Source organism: Ilumatobacter coccineus YM16-304, from assembly GCF_000348785.1.
GTDB classification, from domain to species: domain Bacteria; phylum Actinomycetota; class Acidimicrobiia; order Acidimicrobiales; family Ilumatobacteraceae; genus Ilumatobacter_A; species Ilumatobacter_A coccineus.
The window spans coordinates 3,584,077-3,599,060 of sequence record NC_020520.1 but is presented as its reverse complement, the minus strand read 5'-3'; the positions used below and the strand labels follow the sequence as shown (position 1 = coordinate 3,599,060).

Sequence of the window (14,984 nt, the reverse complement as noted above, 5' to 3'; positions counted from 1 at the left end):
CAGACCGGCGTCACGGCGCCACGACGTCGGCTCAGGCCGATGGCGGGACGTTGCGGACCAGCGACTCGGTGATCTGCGCCAGATGCTCGGCGCTCGGTGCCGGCCCGCCGATGAGCGCGTTGAAGTAGAGCCCGTCGCCAACGAGGCGGACGTGCTCGCGCAACACGGGAGGCAGCGCATCGAGCGGCGTCGAATAGCGGGCGAACAGGTCACCGAGGAGCGCGGCGACGTCGTCGTCGACGGCATCGGTGGCTGCGAACAGCGCGAGCCACACCGTGTTCTCCTCGGCGACGACTTCGGTGGCTTCGTCGATGTACCAGTGAACGAGCTCGACCAGGTCGGCGGGAGCTTTGGCGATCGCTGCGTCGATCGCCCCGGCCAGTCGTTCGACGAGCCCGGCGAAGAGGTCGGACTTCGACGGGAAGTGGTACAGCAGACCGCCCTTCGACACACCGGCACGCGCCGCGGTGGCCTCGAGCGTGACGTTGCCCGCGCCGACTTCGACGATCAGCTCCTGGAAGGCGTCGAGGACGACCTCGCGCTGCGTGGGACGTGCCATGTCAGTGAACTCGTTCGGCGTCGACGACTGCGGGGGCAACGGCCGCCGGACCGCGCCGCCGCGTGACGAGTGCCCAGCATGCCACGACGACCATCGCCGCCGACGCGGTCAGTGCTGCGGCGTGGAAGCCGTCGGTGAACGCCGAGTCGGCAGCGGCACGCAACGCGTCGGCCGAATCTCCGCCGAGTGAGTCGGCGATCGCGATCGCGGCGCCCAACGTCTCGCGAGACGCGTCGATGGCCTCGTCGGGGACTCCGTCGAGGTCGGCGAAACCGCCTCGATAGACGGCGGCGGCGATGCTACCGAGCACCGCCGTGCCGAGCGCGATGCCGATCTCGATCGCCGTTTCCGAGACCGAGGCACCTGCGCCGGCACGCTCGGGAGGGATCGCCGCGAGGATGCCGTCGACGGCGACGGTCATCGAGGCGCCGAGCCCGGCGTTGAGCACGATCACCGCTGCGGTGGTGAGCGCGAGCGACCCGTCGGCCGACACCTGGGTGAGCATCGCGAAGCCGATGCTGCCCATCGCGAGCCCGCCGGCGATGACGCTGAACGCGCCGAGCCGTCGAGCGACCACCGGAGCCAGGAGGGTGAACGTGATCGACGAGCCGGCTGCGGGCAGGAGTTGCAGCCCGGCTCGCAGCGGTGACATGCCGACGACGAGTTGAAGATACTGCGTGACGAAGAACAGCGACCCGGCGAACCCGAACGCGGCGATGAGGTTGCCGCTGACCGCCATGCGGAATCGGGGCACCGTGAACAGCGAGACGTCGATCATCGGATCGGTGATGCGCTGCTGGCGTCGGACGAACACGACGCCCGCCGAGACACCGACGATGGCCGCGCCGACCACCATCGGCCCGAGTCCGTGCTCGGTGAACATCTTGACGGCGTAGACGGTCGGGAGCATCGTGACGAGCGACAGCGCCGCGCTCGTCGCGTCGAACGGCGCCGGCGACGGATCGCTCGATTCGGGAACGAGTCGCGGTGCCACGACGAGCAGCGCCGTGGTGATCGGAACCCCGACGAGGAACACCGCGCCCCACCAGAAGTGTTCGAGCAGGAAGCCGCCGACGATGGGGCCGAGCGCCGAACCGAAGGCGAACGACGACGCCCAGATGGCGATGGCGGTCTGGCGTTCACGCTCGTCGGCGAACACGTTGCGGATGAGCGACAGCGTCGACGGCATGAGGGTCGCGCCGGCGACACCGAGCATGGCCCGAGCGGCGATCAGCATCTCGGGATTCGTGGAGAACGCAGCGAGCACCGACGCGACGCTGAAGCCGGCGGCGCCGATCATCAGCAGTCGTCGACGGCCGATGCGGTCGCCGAGCGCGCCCATCGTGACGAGCATCCCGGCGAGGACGAAGGAGTAGATGTCGACGATCCAGAGGAGTTCGGAGCTCGACGGTTCGAGCGTCTCGCTCAGCGACGGAACGGCGAATCCGAGGATCGTCGCGTCCATCGAGATGATCAGTACGGGCAGCGTGAGCACCATCAGTGCCCACCAGCGTCGCCGTGTTTCGGTCGCCGTGTTCATCCGTCAAACTGTACCGTCTGGACGGTTTGTTTCGATCAGTGGACGCGCCGACGAGCGCGGCGACCTGGCGGGGGAGCGGAGGAGCGGGGGAGTGGGGGAGCGGACGATCGTGATGTCGAACGCGCGTCAGGAGGAGACGCCGGTGAGGGCGGCGGCGATGGCGCGATGGCGATCGACGGTCCACTCGGCGAGCGCATCGGGATGCATCGACGGGGAGAACAGGTAGCCCTGGAGCATCTGACAGCCGATCAGTTGGAGGAGCGCTCGCTGAGCTTCGGTCTCGACGCCTTCGGCCACCGTGGGCACGCCGAGGTGACGCGCCAGGTCACAGACGATCTGGATGAGCCGGTGGTCGTCGGTCGCATCGGGCAGTCCCGACACGAAGCTGCGATCGATCTTGATCTCGTCGATCGGCAGCGACCGAAGATGCGCCAGGCTCGTGTAGCCGGTGCCGAAGTCGTCGACCGCGACGCGCACGCCGAGATCGCGGAGCGCGGCGAGCTGCGTCGCCGCTCGCGCCAGGTCGGCCACGAGCACGGTCTCGGTGACCTCGATGACCAGGCGGTCGGCTCGGCAGCCGCTCTGCTCGATGGCGCGCTCCACGGTCGAGACGAATCCGGAGTCGAGGATGTGCCGCCCCGACACGTTGATCGAGACGGAGACGTCGGCGAAGTCGGGAAGCGTCGACCACGCCGCGAGCTGTGCGGTCGCGGCGGTGAGCACCCAGCGGTCGATCTCGATGATCAGCTTCGAGGCTTCGGCGATCGGGATGAACGCGTCGGGACGGACTCGACCATGGCCGGGTCGTTCCCATCGGAGCAGTGCCTCGGCGCTGGCGAGGCGTCCGGTCGTGGCATCGACGATCGGTTGGTACTCGAGACGGAGCTGGTCGTCGGAACGCAAGGCGATCGACAGCGCGTCCTCGATCTCGGCTCGCTCGACCAACTCGAGTTGCAGGGCTTCGTCGTAGACGTCGATGCCTCCCGGCCCGCGTCGCTTCGCGGTGTACGCCGCGAGGTCGGCGTTGCGGAGCAACGTGAGTGGGTCGTCGCCGTCTTGCGCCAGCGCGATGCCCGCGCAGGCGCCGACGTGGAACTCGACTCCTTCGACGGTGATGGCTGCGTGCAGGGACTCGACGATTCGCTCGGCGAGCTTCGAGGCCTCGGTCAGGCTGTCGAGATCCTCCGCCACCAGCAGGAACTCGTCGCCGCCGATGCGGGCCAGCAGGTCGCCACCACGAGCGACGTCCGACATGCGCCGGGCGGTGGCGCGGAGCACCTCGTCACCGACGGCGTGACCGTAGGTGTCGTTGACGCGTTTGAAGTCGTCGAGGTCGATGAACACCACCGCGAGCAGGCTTCCGGTGCGGATGGAGCGAGCGCTCGCTCGTTCGAGGTGCTCGATCGCCGCGGCACGGTTGGGGATGCCGGTGAGCGCGTCGTGCGTGGCCTGGTGGGCGAGACGGGTCTGCAGTCGCTCGCGTTCGGCGATCGACCCCGACAGCACGTGGACCGATCGGTGGAGCGATTCGCCGAGCCGTCCGGCGAGGGGTTCGCTCAACACGGCGGCATCGAGATCGGCCGCCGCGAGCGCGTTGGCCTTTCGGTCCATGAGCTGGAGGTTCGTGACCAGGTCGTTGAAGGCCCCGGAGGCATCGGCCAACTCGGGCGGCCCGGTCAACGGCAGCGGGTCGATGTCGAGGTCGCCGGCGCCGATCTGGCGAGCGTGCTGCGTGATCCTGCGAACCGGTGACACGATCGTGCGCCCGAAACCGAGTGCCGCAGCGATCGAGACGAGCATGAAGGCCGCGGCCAGCACGGAGGCGGTGCGAGCGTCGTCGCGAGCCTCCTGGGCGAGTTCGTCGACGAGCGTGGTCACGGCGAGCGAACCCTGCGGCATCGTGTCGGCGAGTTCGCGGGACCGGGTGACGCCTTCGCCGAGGATGCGGAGGACGTCGGGGAGCGGATCGCCCGCGAAGATCGGACTGCCGGCGCCTCGCGTCGCGGCGCGAACGGCGTCGCGGAAGTCGGTGCCCGACCGTGCCGCGGCAGCGAGTTCGCGTGCGGCAGGAGCGTCGCGCATCTCCTCGAGCCGTTCGACCGCCACGGTGTACTGCTCGTTGGACTGCGCCAGTTCGGAGCGTGCGATGTCGATGTCGGCGGCGCCGGCGAACCAGTAGGCGGTGAGATCGACCACGAGCTCAGCCGCCCCTTCGTTCGCTTCCAACGCGTGCTCGACCACTTCGACGGACTCGACCAGTCGGCTGCTGCCGAGCTCGACGGCGCGTTCCTTCACGCTCGCCAGTCGCTCTCGCATGTCGTCGGTGAGAAAGTCTTGGAGACGCGCGAACTCGGTGTCGAGCTCGGGGGGTGTCCAGAGGTCGTCGTCGATCGCCTGGCGGATGCGGCCGAGGAGTGGGTCGGTCCAGGGACGATCGTCGGCGGCGAGCGCATCGACGGCAGCGTCGGTGCGGGAGCGCACCAGTTCGACGCTGCTCTCCTCGGGCGTGCGGTAGCTCAGCACGATCTCGGAGAACGCAGGGGCGTCCGCGGCGTGTGCGGTCGACTGCGCCTGCACGCGTTCGGAGAACAGGACGCGGTTGAGGTCGATCAGTTGATCGAGTACGACCACCTCGGCTTCGAGCAGGTCGGCGTCGGCCGCGGTGGATCGGTTCGCGAGCGCCCATTGCGCCGTCACGAGACCGAGGAGCACCAGCGGGACGAGGACCGCACCGAGAAGGCGGAACGCGACACTCCGTGATCGGCGCGACCAGCCGCCAGGGGTCGACCGGCTCATCGCCGCGCTCCCTCGCGTTCGTGCGGGTGCGCGCATGAGCCGCGGCCCGTCGCGTCGGACGGGCGTAACGTGGCGCGGATGGCAGTGCGGTGTGTCATCGATCGAGGGCGGAGTCATCGTTCGGTGAATGACCCGTGATCATCTATCGGCACACTGTTCGCCAACTTGAAGAAACGTTCACGTAGCGCGTCGCGTCCTCACTGCCCGTCGTTCGGCTCGGGGTCGCTGACCATCCACCAGGTGGCCTTCTGGCAGCTCGGTAGGTCAGGGTCGTGTCACGTCGGTCTGAGCCGTCACGCCCGACACCTCGATGAGGTTCCCCGCGCTTCGGCCGGGTTCGACGGTGACGGCGGTGACCATGCCGTCGTCGCTGACGACGTCGACCACGTACGACCCGTCGTCGAGGTGGCGGAACGCGTCGGCCGGCAGGGTGAGCACATCGGACGCCACCGTCTCGGTCCACGAGACGTCGACGGATCTCCCGGCGACGGACGCCGTCGCGGTCTGATCGGTGTCGTCGGTGGCACGGTCCGCGAACTCGATCTCGGCGATGCGCACCGACGAGTCGGAGCCGAGCGCGAGCGAACGCACGAGGCCGGAGAGCGTGGTGCGGTCGGGGAGCATCAGCTCGACGGCGTCGCCCGCACGGAGCGTGACCGCGTCGGCGACCGGAATCGAGGCGGTCACGATCTGCTCGACCGAGTCGAGTGAGAGCAGACTCTCACCGTCACCCACCCGAGCCCCGATCGTTGCTGTGACCGAGGCGACCACCATGCCTCGGTCGAGCACCACGACGTCGTAGCGGTCCACCGAGCCTGTGTCATCGGCACCGTACGACGTCTGCCAGTCGGCGACCATCGCTGCGGTCGCCGACGTGTACTGCTCGTCGACCGTGACCTCGCCATCGGGGTCGAACCCGAGGCCGACGAGGGCTTGCTCGAGTTGCTCGACGTCGGCGCCTTCGTCGCCGACGCCGAGCGAACGCCACATCGGGATCGTCCCACCGATGGCGGTGACGGGGTGGTCGTCGACGACGGCGAGCACGGTGCCCGGCTCGACCTTCGAGCCGGGATCGATCATCGCGACGACGGTGCCGTCGATCGGGCTCGGCACGGACTGCGTGGCAGCTGCAGCAACCCCACCGGTGGCCTCGTGCTCGATCGTGAGGTCGACCCGTTGCGGTTGCACGACCGTGAGGTCCGCCTCGGCCGTTGGCTCGTCGGTGTCGTTCGGGGTGTCCTGCGCGGTACCTGCGCTCGCGGCTCCCGTGTCGAGCACGAGCCACGAGCCGCCGATGGCAGCGCCGATGGTCAAGAGCACGACAGCAGCGATCGTCGCCGTGCGGGTGGTGGGTGATGGCATGTGGGATCTCGTCGCGTTGCTTCGGCTGGGTACGTTGGTCGCTGGTTCGGTCATGCGCGGAGCGCTTCGGTCGGGGCGAGTCGTGCGGCCCGGGCGGCTGGATAGAGGCCGGCGACGACGCCGATGGCGATCGCCGCGCCGAAGCCACCCACGATGGCGATGTTCGGTATGACGACGGTCCAGCCTTCGTAGTCGGCGTACACGTAGGTCACCGCGACGCCGAGTCCGACGCCGGCAGCACCACCGAGCGCGGAGAGCAACAGGGCCTCGGTGAGGAACTGGCGGCGGATGTGGGCCTGCGTCGCGCCGAGCGCTCGCCTGAGTCCGATCTCGTTCCTGCGTTCGATGACGGCGATCACCATCACGTTGGCGATGCCGATGCCACCGACGAGCAGCGCGACCGCTCCGAGCCCGAGGAACAGCGCGGTGAACGCGTTGTCGGCGGCCGATTGTGCTTCGAGCGCATCGGTCGGGCGAGAGATCGACACTTCGTCTGGGCTCTCGGGATCGACGGTCGATGACAACACACCGCGGACGGCGTCGATCTGATCAGGGTCGGTGCGGACGTAGATCGCGCTGGGATTCAGCTCGACGTCGAAGGTCGTGGCGGCGGCTTCCTTACCGATGAACACCGAACGGTCGAGATCCTCCGACAGCGGAAACTCGCCGAGGATGCCGATCACGGTGAACCACTCGTCGTCGATGCGCAGTTGTGTTCCGCTGGCGATGTCGGACACGCCGAAGCGTTCGGCGGCCACCGACCCCAGCACGACGTTCTGATAGGCGCCCGTGGCCTCGTCGAGCCAGACGCCGTCGGACACCGATCCCTTGAGGGTCTCGACGAGATCGACGTCGGCGGCGATGACGGTGATGCCCTTCGTCTCGTTGTCACTGACGAGGTCGTTGCGGCGCGGCGCCGCATCGAGCGACACCGTGTCGGCCACGAGGTCGACCGGGCCGATGCGCCCGACCTTGGCCACGGTCTCCTCGGGGAGTACGCCGTCTCCACCGCCGAACCCGTCGGAAGGTTCGATCGTGAGGAGATTCGTGCCGAGCGCGGCGATCTCGGCTTGGAGGTCGGCACGACTCGACTCCGAGAGGCCGAGGACGCCGACCATCGCGGCGATGCCGATCGTGATTCCGAGCGCCGACAGGGCGGTTCGCAGCTTCCGGCCGCGCAGACCGTCGGCGGCGACGCCGACGACGGCGGCTGGGCCGAGACGGCTTGGTCCGAGTTCTCGCCTGGTCGAGCGAGCCTGGTCGGGCGAGGTCGGGTCCGTGGCCGGGTTTCGCCGGCGCGACAGGAAGCTCATCGTGCACCTCCGGCGACGAGCGCTGGGCTGGGCGTGACGAGTCGGCCGTCGCTCACGGCGACTTGCCGGGGGAGCGCGGCGGCGAGATCCCGATCGTGGGTGATCACCACGATGGTGCGGCCCTCGTGGTGGAGGTCGTAGAGCAACTCCATGACCGACTCGCTCGACACCGAGTCGAGGTTGCCGGTCGGCTCGTCGGCGAGAACGATCGCCGGGTCGTGGACGAGTGCGCGGGCGATCGCAACGCGCTGACGCTCGCCGCCCGACAATTCGCTCGGCCGGTGGTGGAGCCGGTGAGAGAGCCCGACTCTCGACAGCGCTCGTGCTGCCTTCGGGAGCCGCTTCGACTTCGACTCGCCGGAGTACAGCAGACCGTTCGCCACGTTCTCGAGCGCGGTCATCGCTTCGAGCAGGAAGAACTGCTGGAAGACGAATCCGATCAGTCGAGCGCGCGCCGCAGCGAGTCGGCGATCGCTGAGTTTCGACAGTTCGATTCCGTCGATCTCGACGCGGCCCGAGGTCGGCCGATCGAGTGTGCCCATCACGTGGAGCATCGTCGACTTACCGGAGCCGGACGGTCCGACGATCGCCACGAGCTCGCCGCGATCGATCTGCAACGACACCGAGTCGAGAGCTCGAACCGGCGGGTGGCCGGGATACTCCTTGACGACGTCGACGAGGCGGAGCGCCGCCAGGTTGCTCACCGTGGAGCTGGTCGTGTCGCCCGTCGTGGCGGCTCGACCGGAGCGATCAGCCGTGCTCATGTCGGCACCACCACATCGTCGCCGGGAGCGACCTCGCCGGCCACGACTTCGACCACGCCATCGTCGAAGGCGCCGAGCTCGACACCCACGAGGCGGGTGGTGCCATCGTCGCTGCGGATCTCGACGGCGAAACCACCTTCTCGGAGGCTCACGAGGGCCCGAGTCGGCACCACCGTCGCTGCGGTGACGCGGCTGCTCTCGAAGCGGACGGTGACGGGCCCGACGACGACATCATCGGGCTCGGCGTCGAGCGTGAGACGCACGGCGATGGTCGGCGTCGTGCCGTCACCGGTGTCGTCGGCAGCATCGGCGATCGATTCGACTCGGGCGGTGAGCACCTCGTCATCGGCGAGGACCACGTCAGCGGGGTCACCGACGTCGATGTCGTCGATCTCGTCGACGACGATGTCGGTCGTGACCGAGATGGTCGAGCTGCCGAGCGACGCCGCGAGTGCTCCGTTGCCGATCGGGTCTCCGTCGGCGGAGATGACCTCGACCACCTCGAATCCGGAAGGAACGACGACGTAGTACTGGGCGCCGACGGCTCCGGTCGCCGGAATCCCCGCAGCTTCCTGCCACCGGACGATCCCAGCGACCGTTGCGAGATCGGCGTCGTCGTCGATCGTGATGGCTCCATCGGGGTCGAACCCGAAGAACACGAGCAGCCGTTCCAGCAGTTCGAGGTCGTCGTCGGCGAAGGCCTCGAGCAGTGCGGCGGTCACGTCGGACACGTCGGTGACCGCGACCACGGACTGCCCGTCGAGTGTGGCGAGGATCGTGCCGTGCACGACAGGTGTGCCGACCTCGACCAGGTCGGCGATGACGGCATCGTCGTCGAGTTTCCCAGCGTCGAGGGTCACGTCCCACCGGGCCTCGGTGGTCTCCGCGAGCAGGAGCTGCTGGCCGACGGTCGAACTCGAGCCCGGCGCTGCGATCTCGGCGACGAGTGATGGCCCGTCGACCACGATGACTCGACCGGCGTCGAAGTCTCCGGTTGCTTCGAGTCCGAGCGAGGTCTCCCACGCTTCGACGGCATCGGCGGTGCTGGTGTCGTAGACACCATCGACCGACAGGGTTGCGTCGTCGGTGAAACCGAGCGCCCAGAGGTTGGCTTCGAGCTGCTCGACGTCGGCTCCTTCGTCTCCCCAGTCGAGGCTTCGGTGGAATGGCAGCGATCCGTAGAACGTCACGACTGGCGAACCGTCGATCGAGACCACGTGCGCGCCGCGAACGAGCTCGCTGCCGACGGGAACGCTCTCGGTGATGGTGCCCGATGCAGTCGCCAGCACCGAGGTGGTCGCACCACGCGTGAGCTGGCCCTCGTAGTCGATGTAGTCGACGAGGTCTCGTGATGTCGCCTCGGCGGTCGCCAGTTCGACGACCTCCGTGGTCGCGATGGCGGCGTCGTCGGCACCATCCGACGTCAAGGATTGAACGGCGAAGGTCGCGGCCACGCCGAGACCCGCCCCGACGACGAGCCACGGCCAGCTGCGTCGAGACCGAACGCCGACGACCGCATGGTCGACCGACTCGACCGAGCGGTCGGCCGCAGGTGTTCGGCTCGGCGAGGCACCGTCGGCGTCCGTCTCGACCGAACGACCGCGTGCGTCCCCGTCGAGGTCGCGTCCGAGTGACGTCTCCTTGATGCTCATCCGTCGGCCTGCTGTCCAGGGCCGCCGAGACCGGCTTCGGTGAACGCTTCGTCGAGAATCGGCGTACAGGTCTCCATCGCCGCGATCACCTCGGGGTCGTCGGCGTCGAGGCCCATCTGACCGGCGAATCGCAGACCGATGTCGCCCTGACCGGGGCCGCCGCCCTGGCCCTGGCCTCGCTGCGCCGGGCCGCCGGAGCCGTCGGCATCAGCGCCGGCACCGTTGCCGGTTGCCTGCCCTGGTTGCCCGAACGTCACCTCGGTCGCCTCGGGGAATCCTGCGTCGCGCACGCATTCGGTGAGCTCGACGAGGGCGTCCTGGATCGCGGTGTTGTCGGCGAACCCGCCAGCGGCTCGCCCTCCACCGAAGTTCGCGTCTCCGAGGAGGTCGCCGCAGGCCTGGGTGGCCTCGCGGAAGTCGCCGCCTCCGGGCTCGATGCCTTCGAACGCGTCACGAAGGTCGATGTTCCCGTCGCCGTCGACACCGATGTCGGGAACGTCGAGCCCTTGTTCTCGGAGACACTCCGAGAACGCCAGTGCCGCTTCGTCGGCGTCGAGCGTCGATCCGGCATCGCTGGCGGTATCACCGCCGTCGGTCGGCGCGTCGAGGCTGGCGACCTCGTCGAGCGACGCGACGTCCGATGCCGCCTCGTCGGCGTCTGCCGCCGGCGAACCGCACGCGGAGATCGCGATGAGGGCGATGCCGGCGGATGCGACAGCGGTCTGGTGCCGGAACCGAGCAGCACGAGGTGGTGAGGACGGCGTGCGTCCGATCGATGGAAACAACATGATCGTCAGGCTCGTCCCGGACCGTCAGGGAACCGTCAGAATCAGTTGTGGAGATCGTCAGAGTTCAGGCGCCGGGTCGGTCGGTGTCGTGGCCGCTCGATGGGGGTCGAAGGAGAACCCGACTTCGACGCCGTCTGGAGTGTTCCGGGCGAATGGTGCACCGCCGTGTGCTTCAGCGACGGCGGCGACGATGGCGAGGCCGAGTCCCGACCCGGGGAGGGCCCGCGCGGTCGCCGCGCGGTAGAAGCGTTCGAACACGCGCTCGAGGTCGTCGTCAGGAATCGCGACGCTCCGGCTGCGAACGGTGACCGATGCCGCTCCGATGTCGACCGCGATCGCCTCGTCGCCGGTCGAGAACTTGAGTGCGTTGCCGAGCAGGTTGGTGATGGCCCGATCGAGCCCAGCGGCGTTGCCGAGCATGGGGTCGGTGGTCCCGCGGACGGTGATGGTTCGACCGGATCGAGCCTGCGCGCGTGACGCTGCGGCATGGGCGATCTCGACGAGGTCGACCGGGGCGAGTTCGGCTCGGACCGGCTGGTCGCTCGCCAACTCGACCAGTTCGGCGGTGAGTGTCGACAACTCCTCGACTTCGGCGAGGGCGAGCTGGAACGCTCGGTCGCGGTCGTCGTCGTGCAGCCGTCCGCTCGACAGGAGTTCGAGGTTGCCGCGCAGCGTTGTCAACGGTGTGTTCAGCTCGTGGCCTGCGTCGATCACCAGTTGCTTCTGTTGCGCTCGCGACCGTCCGAACGCGTCGAGCATTCCGGCGAAACTCGTCGCCACCTGGCCGACTTCGCCGGTTGCATCGGTGTCGATGGGTGTCGTCAGGTCGCCTGTGGCCGTGATGTGCTCGGCGGTCGCCGAGAGCCTGCGCAGCGGACGGGCGATGCGACTCGCCACGAGCCACGAGGCGATCACCGCGACGGCCGTGATCAGGATGGCCACGACGATGAGGCGGTTCCTGACGGCGGCGAGCGTGGCGTCGGTCTCGGCCAACGACCGCGCGGTCAACACCGTCGTTCCGTCCTCGAGTACCTCGCTGCGCAGGCGGTAGCGGACACCGTCGATGCTGACCGTCGACAGCGCATCGTCGACAGCGGTCGTCGACGGAACCGGCAACTCGACACCGGCGTCGGAGGTGAGCACGACCTCGCCGTCGGGGTCGATGATCGTGACGACCGAGTCGTCGCCCACGAACCGTCGGGCGGTCACGTCGCGATCGTCGTCGAGCTCCGCGACTCGTTCCTGTCCGCGCTCGATCAGCAGATCGAGTTCTTCGAGTGTCGGGCGCGTGGGGCCGTTCGGGCGTCCGACGCCCGGGCCGAACCGGTCTTCGAGAAATTCGTCGACGACCGCGATCGCCTCGTCTTTCGTCGCGGCGTACGACAGGAGACCGGATGCGGCGGTGGCGACGGCGACGAGTGCACCGAACAGCATCACGAGGCGGATCTGAAGCGGACGGCCTCTCATGTGGAGCGCTCCGCGGACTCGATCATGAAGCCGATGCCACGAACGGTCTGGATCATGCGGGGTTCGCCGTCTGCTTCGGTCTTCTGGCGGAGATAGCTGACGTACACGTCGAGCGAACGCGAGGTCGCCGAGAGGTCGCATCCCCAGATCCGGTCGTAGATCACCTCTCTCGTGAGCACCGCGCCCGGATGAGCCATGAGCATCGCGAGCAGCTCGTACTCGGTCTTGGTCAGCTCGATTCGTCGCTCACCACGTCGCGCCGATCGAGTCCGGGGATCGAGGACGAGGTCGCCGACGTCCGTCGGTTCGGGGGCGTCGGCATGATGCGACCGGCGGATCAGCGCCCTCACCCGGGCCAACAATTCGTCGAGCGAGAACGGCTTCACCAGATAATCGTCTGCTCCCGCGTCGAGACCTTCGACACGATCACCGATCGAGGAACGCGCGGTCAACACGAGAATCGGGACGCGATTGCGGCGCCGTCGCAACGCTCGACACATCGAGAGCCCATCGACGTGCGGCATCATCACGTCGACGATCACGGCGTCGGCTGTCTGCTCTGCCAGGTACTCGAGACCTTCTCCGCCGTTGCCGGCCAGTCGCACGTCGTATCCCTCGTACGACAGCGCCATCCGGAGTGTCTCTCTGACGCCCGGGTCGTCGTCGACGACGAGCACGGTGGGGGAGGGGGCGGCGGAGGCGTTCACGGCGGCAGCCTGTCAGCCGTGTGTGAGAAAATCGTCAGAACCGCTCGTTGCCGACATGGCACGAGATGGGTCGTTGTGCCCTGTTGGTCGGTGCGCTCCAGGTGTTCGATGGGAAGTGAGAGAGCAGCTCGAGGGCGAGCCGCTCGAAAGGAGAGTGTCATGACCGACGACAAGGCCACGATCGCCGCCTGCCTGCGAGTGCACGGACGGCTCAGCGCAGACGAGACCGAAGCCGTCTGGAAGCACTGGGGTGCGCTCGAGACCCGATTCCGGGGCTTCGACCGCGACGACGTCGCGCTCGACCTGTACATCAAGGATCGCGATCTTCCAGGGCAGCACCTCACGTTCGAGGCGAACGTCGCCGGCTGGCCGACGCTCGTGGTCACGACGTCCGAGCCCGACCTGACGCGAGCGCTCAACGTCGTGCGTGACGAGATGATCCGGCGGGTCAACGACGCCAAGGAGACGTTGCACGACCGCCGCACCGGTCGCGCCCACGGCACGGGCGGAACGATTCGCCGGTGACGTCGACCCCCACCGCTTCTCCGGCGCCGGCGTTGACCTTCGTCGGAGGAGCGGGCACGGTCACGGGCAGCAAGACGCTGCTCGACACCCCGTCGGGGCGCATCCTGATCGACTGTGGTCTGTTCCAGGGTCGCAAGGAGTTGCGCCTCCAGAACTGGGCCGACTTCCCCGTCGACCCGGCGTCGATCGACGCCGTGCTGCTCACCCACGCACACATCGACCACTGCGGCTACCTGCCGCGGCTGGTCGAGGCCGGTTTCAGTGGCCCGGTCCACTGCACGATCGGTACGAGCAGACTCGCGTCGATCGTGCTGCCCGACAGCGGACACCTGCACGAGGAGGAGGCCGCGTACGCCAATCGCAAGGGGTATTCGAAGCATCATCCGGCCGAACCGCTGTACACCGAGGCGGCGGCGCGTGCCAGTCTCGAACTGTTCCACCCGATCGACTTCGACGAGGAGGTGTCGGTGCTCGCCGACGTGTCGGCCACCTGGCGTCGCGCCGGGCACATCCTCGGGGCGGCGTGGATCGACCTGCACGTCGCCTCGGCCGGCGACGGTCGCGGCAAGCACGTCGTGTTCTCCGGCGACCTCGGACGCCAGACGCACCCACTGCTCGTCGCGCCGACGCCGCTGGACGCACCCGACGTGGTGATCACCGAGTCGACCTACGGCGACCGCGTGCACGAGCACGTCGACCCGGCCGACGTCATCGCCGACACGGTCAACGAAGCGGCGCGTCGTGGGGGCGTGGTGGTGATCCCGGCGTTCGCGGTCGATCGCACCGAGATCATCCTTCACCACCTCGATCGGCTCGTGGCGGCCGGCCGCATCCCGAACCTGCCCGTGTTCGTCGACAGCCCGATGGCGCTGAGCGCGCTCGAGGTGTATCGCGACGAGGCGCGTCGTGCGTCACCCGAGATCCGCCCGGAGTTCCACGGCGCCGAACTGTTCCCGTCGTTGCAACTCCACGAGGCGCGCAGCGTCGAGCGGTCGATGGAGATCAACGCCCGCCACGGTCCGATGATCATCATCTCGGCGTCGGGCATGGCGACCGGCGGACGGATTCTCCACCATCTGAGCCAGCGGATGTCCGACGACCGCAACGCGATCATGCTCGTCGGCTTCCAGGCGCCCGGCACTCGGGGCGACCTCTTGCGTCGGGGGGAGCGCAGTGTGAAATTGCTCGGCCGTCATCGCGCCGTGCGGGCACGCGTCGTGTCGGTCGAACTCTCTGCCCACGCAGACCAGCACGAGTTGGTCGACTGGGCTTCGACGGCCGCCACCCCTCCCGAGATCGTCTACGTCAATCACGGTGAACCCGATGCGTCGGCGGCGCTCGTCGGCCGCCTGGAGTCGGAGGCCGGGCTCATCGCGGTGGCTGCTCGGCCAGGCGAACGCGTGCTGGTCTGACGCGCGAGGCGCGTGTCACATCGTCGCCTCGGAGCGGCTCCGCCTATCATCTTTACGATACTGAACGGTTCAGTATTTGAAGAGATGCGCCGGGTGCCG

12 protein-coding genes are annotated in these 14,984 nt (G+C 68.4%); 2 read left to right on the top strand and 10 right to left on the bottom strand.

All coding sequences use genetic code 11. The annotated features are described in order from the left end of the window. Positions 1 to 31 precede the first annotated feature (31 nt). The 10 genes from YM304_RS16175 to YM304_RS16130 form a co-directional block, all read right to left on the bottom strand. Positions 32 to 559 (bottom strand): TetR/AcrR family transcriptional regulator, encoded by a 528-nt coding sequence (locus tag YM304_RS16175; RefSeq protein ID WP_015442785.1) that lies wholly within the window; start codon positions 557 to 559, stop codon positions 32 to 34. Between the two features lies 1 nt (position 560). Then, entirely contained in the window at positions 561 to 2,099 is a 1,539-nt protein-coding gene (locus YM304_RS16170) for an MFS transporter (RefSeq protein ID WP_015442784.1), read from the bottom strand. A gap of 126 nt (positions 2,100 to 2,225) precedes the next feature. After that, a complete protein-coding gene (locus YM304_RS22850) occupies positions 2,226 to 4,895 on the bottom strand; it encodes a putative bifunctional diguanylate cyclase/phosphodiesterase (protein ID WP_051071466.1) in 2,670 nt (889 codons plus the stop codon). 264 nt (positions 4,896 to 5,159) lie between these two features. Beyond that, positions 5,160 to 6,257, bottom strand: a complete 1,098-nt coding sequence (locus YM304_RS16160) for a peptidoglycan-binding protein (protein WP_015442782.1) — start codon at positions 6,255 to 6,257, stop codon at positions 5,160 to 5,162. A gap of 50 nt (positions 6,258 to 6,307) precedes the next feature. Beyond that, on the bottom strand, positions 6,308 to 7,570 hold the full coding sequence (locus YM304_RS16155) for an ABC transporter permease (protein WP_015442781.1): 1,263 nt from the start codon (positions 7,568 to 7,570) through the stop codon (positions 6,308 to 6,310). Then, entirely contained in the window at positions 7,567 to 8,334 is a 768-nt protein-coding gene (locus tag YM304_RS16150) for an ABC transporter ATP-binding protein (RefSeq protein ID WP_015442780.1), read from the bottom strand. Before YM304_RS16150 ends, YM304_RS16155 begins: the two co-directional genes overlap by 4 nt. Next, the gene (locus YM304_RS22845; protein WP_015442779.1) at positions 8,331 to 9,986 is read right to left on the bottom strand and encodes a peptidoglycan-binding domain-containing protein; all 1,656 of its coding nucleotides are present in this window, start codon (positions 9,984 to 9,986) and stop codon (positions 8,331 to 8,333) included. Before YM304_RS22845 ends, YM304_RS16150 begins: the two co-directional genes overlap by 4 nt. After that, the gene (locus YM304_RS22840; RefSeq protein WP_015442778.1) at positions 9,983 to 10,774 is read right to left on the bottom strand and encodes a hypothetical protein; all 792 of its coding nucleotides are present in this window, start codon (positions 10,772 to 10,774) and stop codon (positions 9,983 to 9,985) included. Before YM304_RS22840 ends, YM304_RS22845 begins: the two co-directional genes overlap by 4 nt. A gap of 57 nt (positions 10,775 to 10,831) precedes the next feature. Beyond that, the gene (locus tag YM304_RS16135) at positions 10,832 to 12,241 is read right to left on the bottom strand and encodes an ATP-binding protein (RefSeq protein ID WP_015442777.1); all 1,410 of its coding nucleotides are present in this window, start codon (positions 12,239 to 12,241) and stop codon (positions 10,832 to 10,834) included. Next, positions 12,238 to 12,948, bottom strand: a complete 711-nt coding sequence (locus YM304_RS16130) for a response regulator transcription factor (protein ID WP_015442776.1) — start codon at positions 12,946 to 12,948, stop codon at positions 12,238 to 12,240. Before YM304_RS16130 ends, YM304_RS16135 begins: the two co-directional genes overlap by 4 nt. A 159-nt stretch (positions 12,949 to 13,107) precedes the next feature. On the opposite strand from YM304_RS16130, the gene YM304_RS16125 reads away from it, so the two are divergent. Both YM304_RS16125 and YM304_RS16120 read left to right on the top strand, forming a co-directional pair. Then, entirely contained in the window at positions 13,108 to 13,473 is a 366-nt protein-coding gene (locus tag YM304_RS16125; protein ID WP_015442775.1) for a hypothetical protein, read from the top strand. After that, entirely contained in the window at positions 13,470 to 14,885 is a 1,416-nt protein-coding gene (locus YM304_RS16120) for an MBL fold metallo-hydrolase RNA specificity domain-containing protein (RefSeq protein ID WP_015442774.1), read from the top strand. The genes YM304_RS16125 and YM304_RS16120 overlap by 4 nt, the downstream gene beginning before the upstream one ends. Positions 14,886 to 14,984: the final 99 nt, after the last annotated feature.

Bases quoted from the DNA above. Each gene is read 5' to 3' on its own strand.
- YM304_RS16175 (WP_015442785.1), bottom strand. From the start codon at position 559: ATGGCACGTCCCACGCAGCGCGAGGTCGTCCTCGACGCCTTCCAGGAG.
- YM304_RS16170 (WP_015442784.1), bottom strand. From the start codon at position 2,099: ATGAACACGGCGACCGAAACACGGCGACGCTGGTGGGCACTGATGGTG.
- YM304_RS16155 (WP_015442781.1), bottom strand. From the start codon at position 7,570: ATGAGCTTCCTGTCGCGCCGGCGAAACCCGGCCACGGACCCGACCTCG.
- YM304_RS22845 (WP_015442779.1), bottom strand. From the start codon at position 9,986: ATGAGCATCAAGGAGACGTCACTCGGACGCGACCTCGACGGGGACGCA.
- YM304_RS16125 (WP_015442775.1), top strand. From the start codon at position 13,108: ATGACCGACGACAAGGCCACGATCGCCGCCTGCCTGCGAGTGCACGGA.
- YM304_RS22850 (WP_051071466.1), bottom strand. From the start codon at position 4,895: ATGAGCCGGTCGACCCCTGGCGGCTGGTCGCGCCGATCACGGAGTGTC.
- YM304_RS16150 (WP_015442780.1), bottom strand. From the start codon at position 8,334: ATGAGCACGGCTGATCGCTCCGGTCGAGCCGCCACGACGGGCGACACG.
- YM304_RS16135 (WP_015442777.1), bottom strand. From the start codon at position 12,241: ATGAGAGGCCGTCCGCTTCAGATCCGCCTCGTGATGCTGTTCGGTGCA.
- YM304_RS16160 (WP_015442782.1), bottom strand. From the start codon at position 6,257: ATGCCATCACCCACCACCCGCACGGCGACGATCGCTGCTGTCGTGCTC.
- YM304_RS22840 (WP_015442778.1), bottom strand. From the start codon at position 10,774: ATGTTGTTTCCATCGATCGGACGCACGCCGTCCTCACCACCTCGTGCT.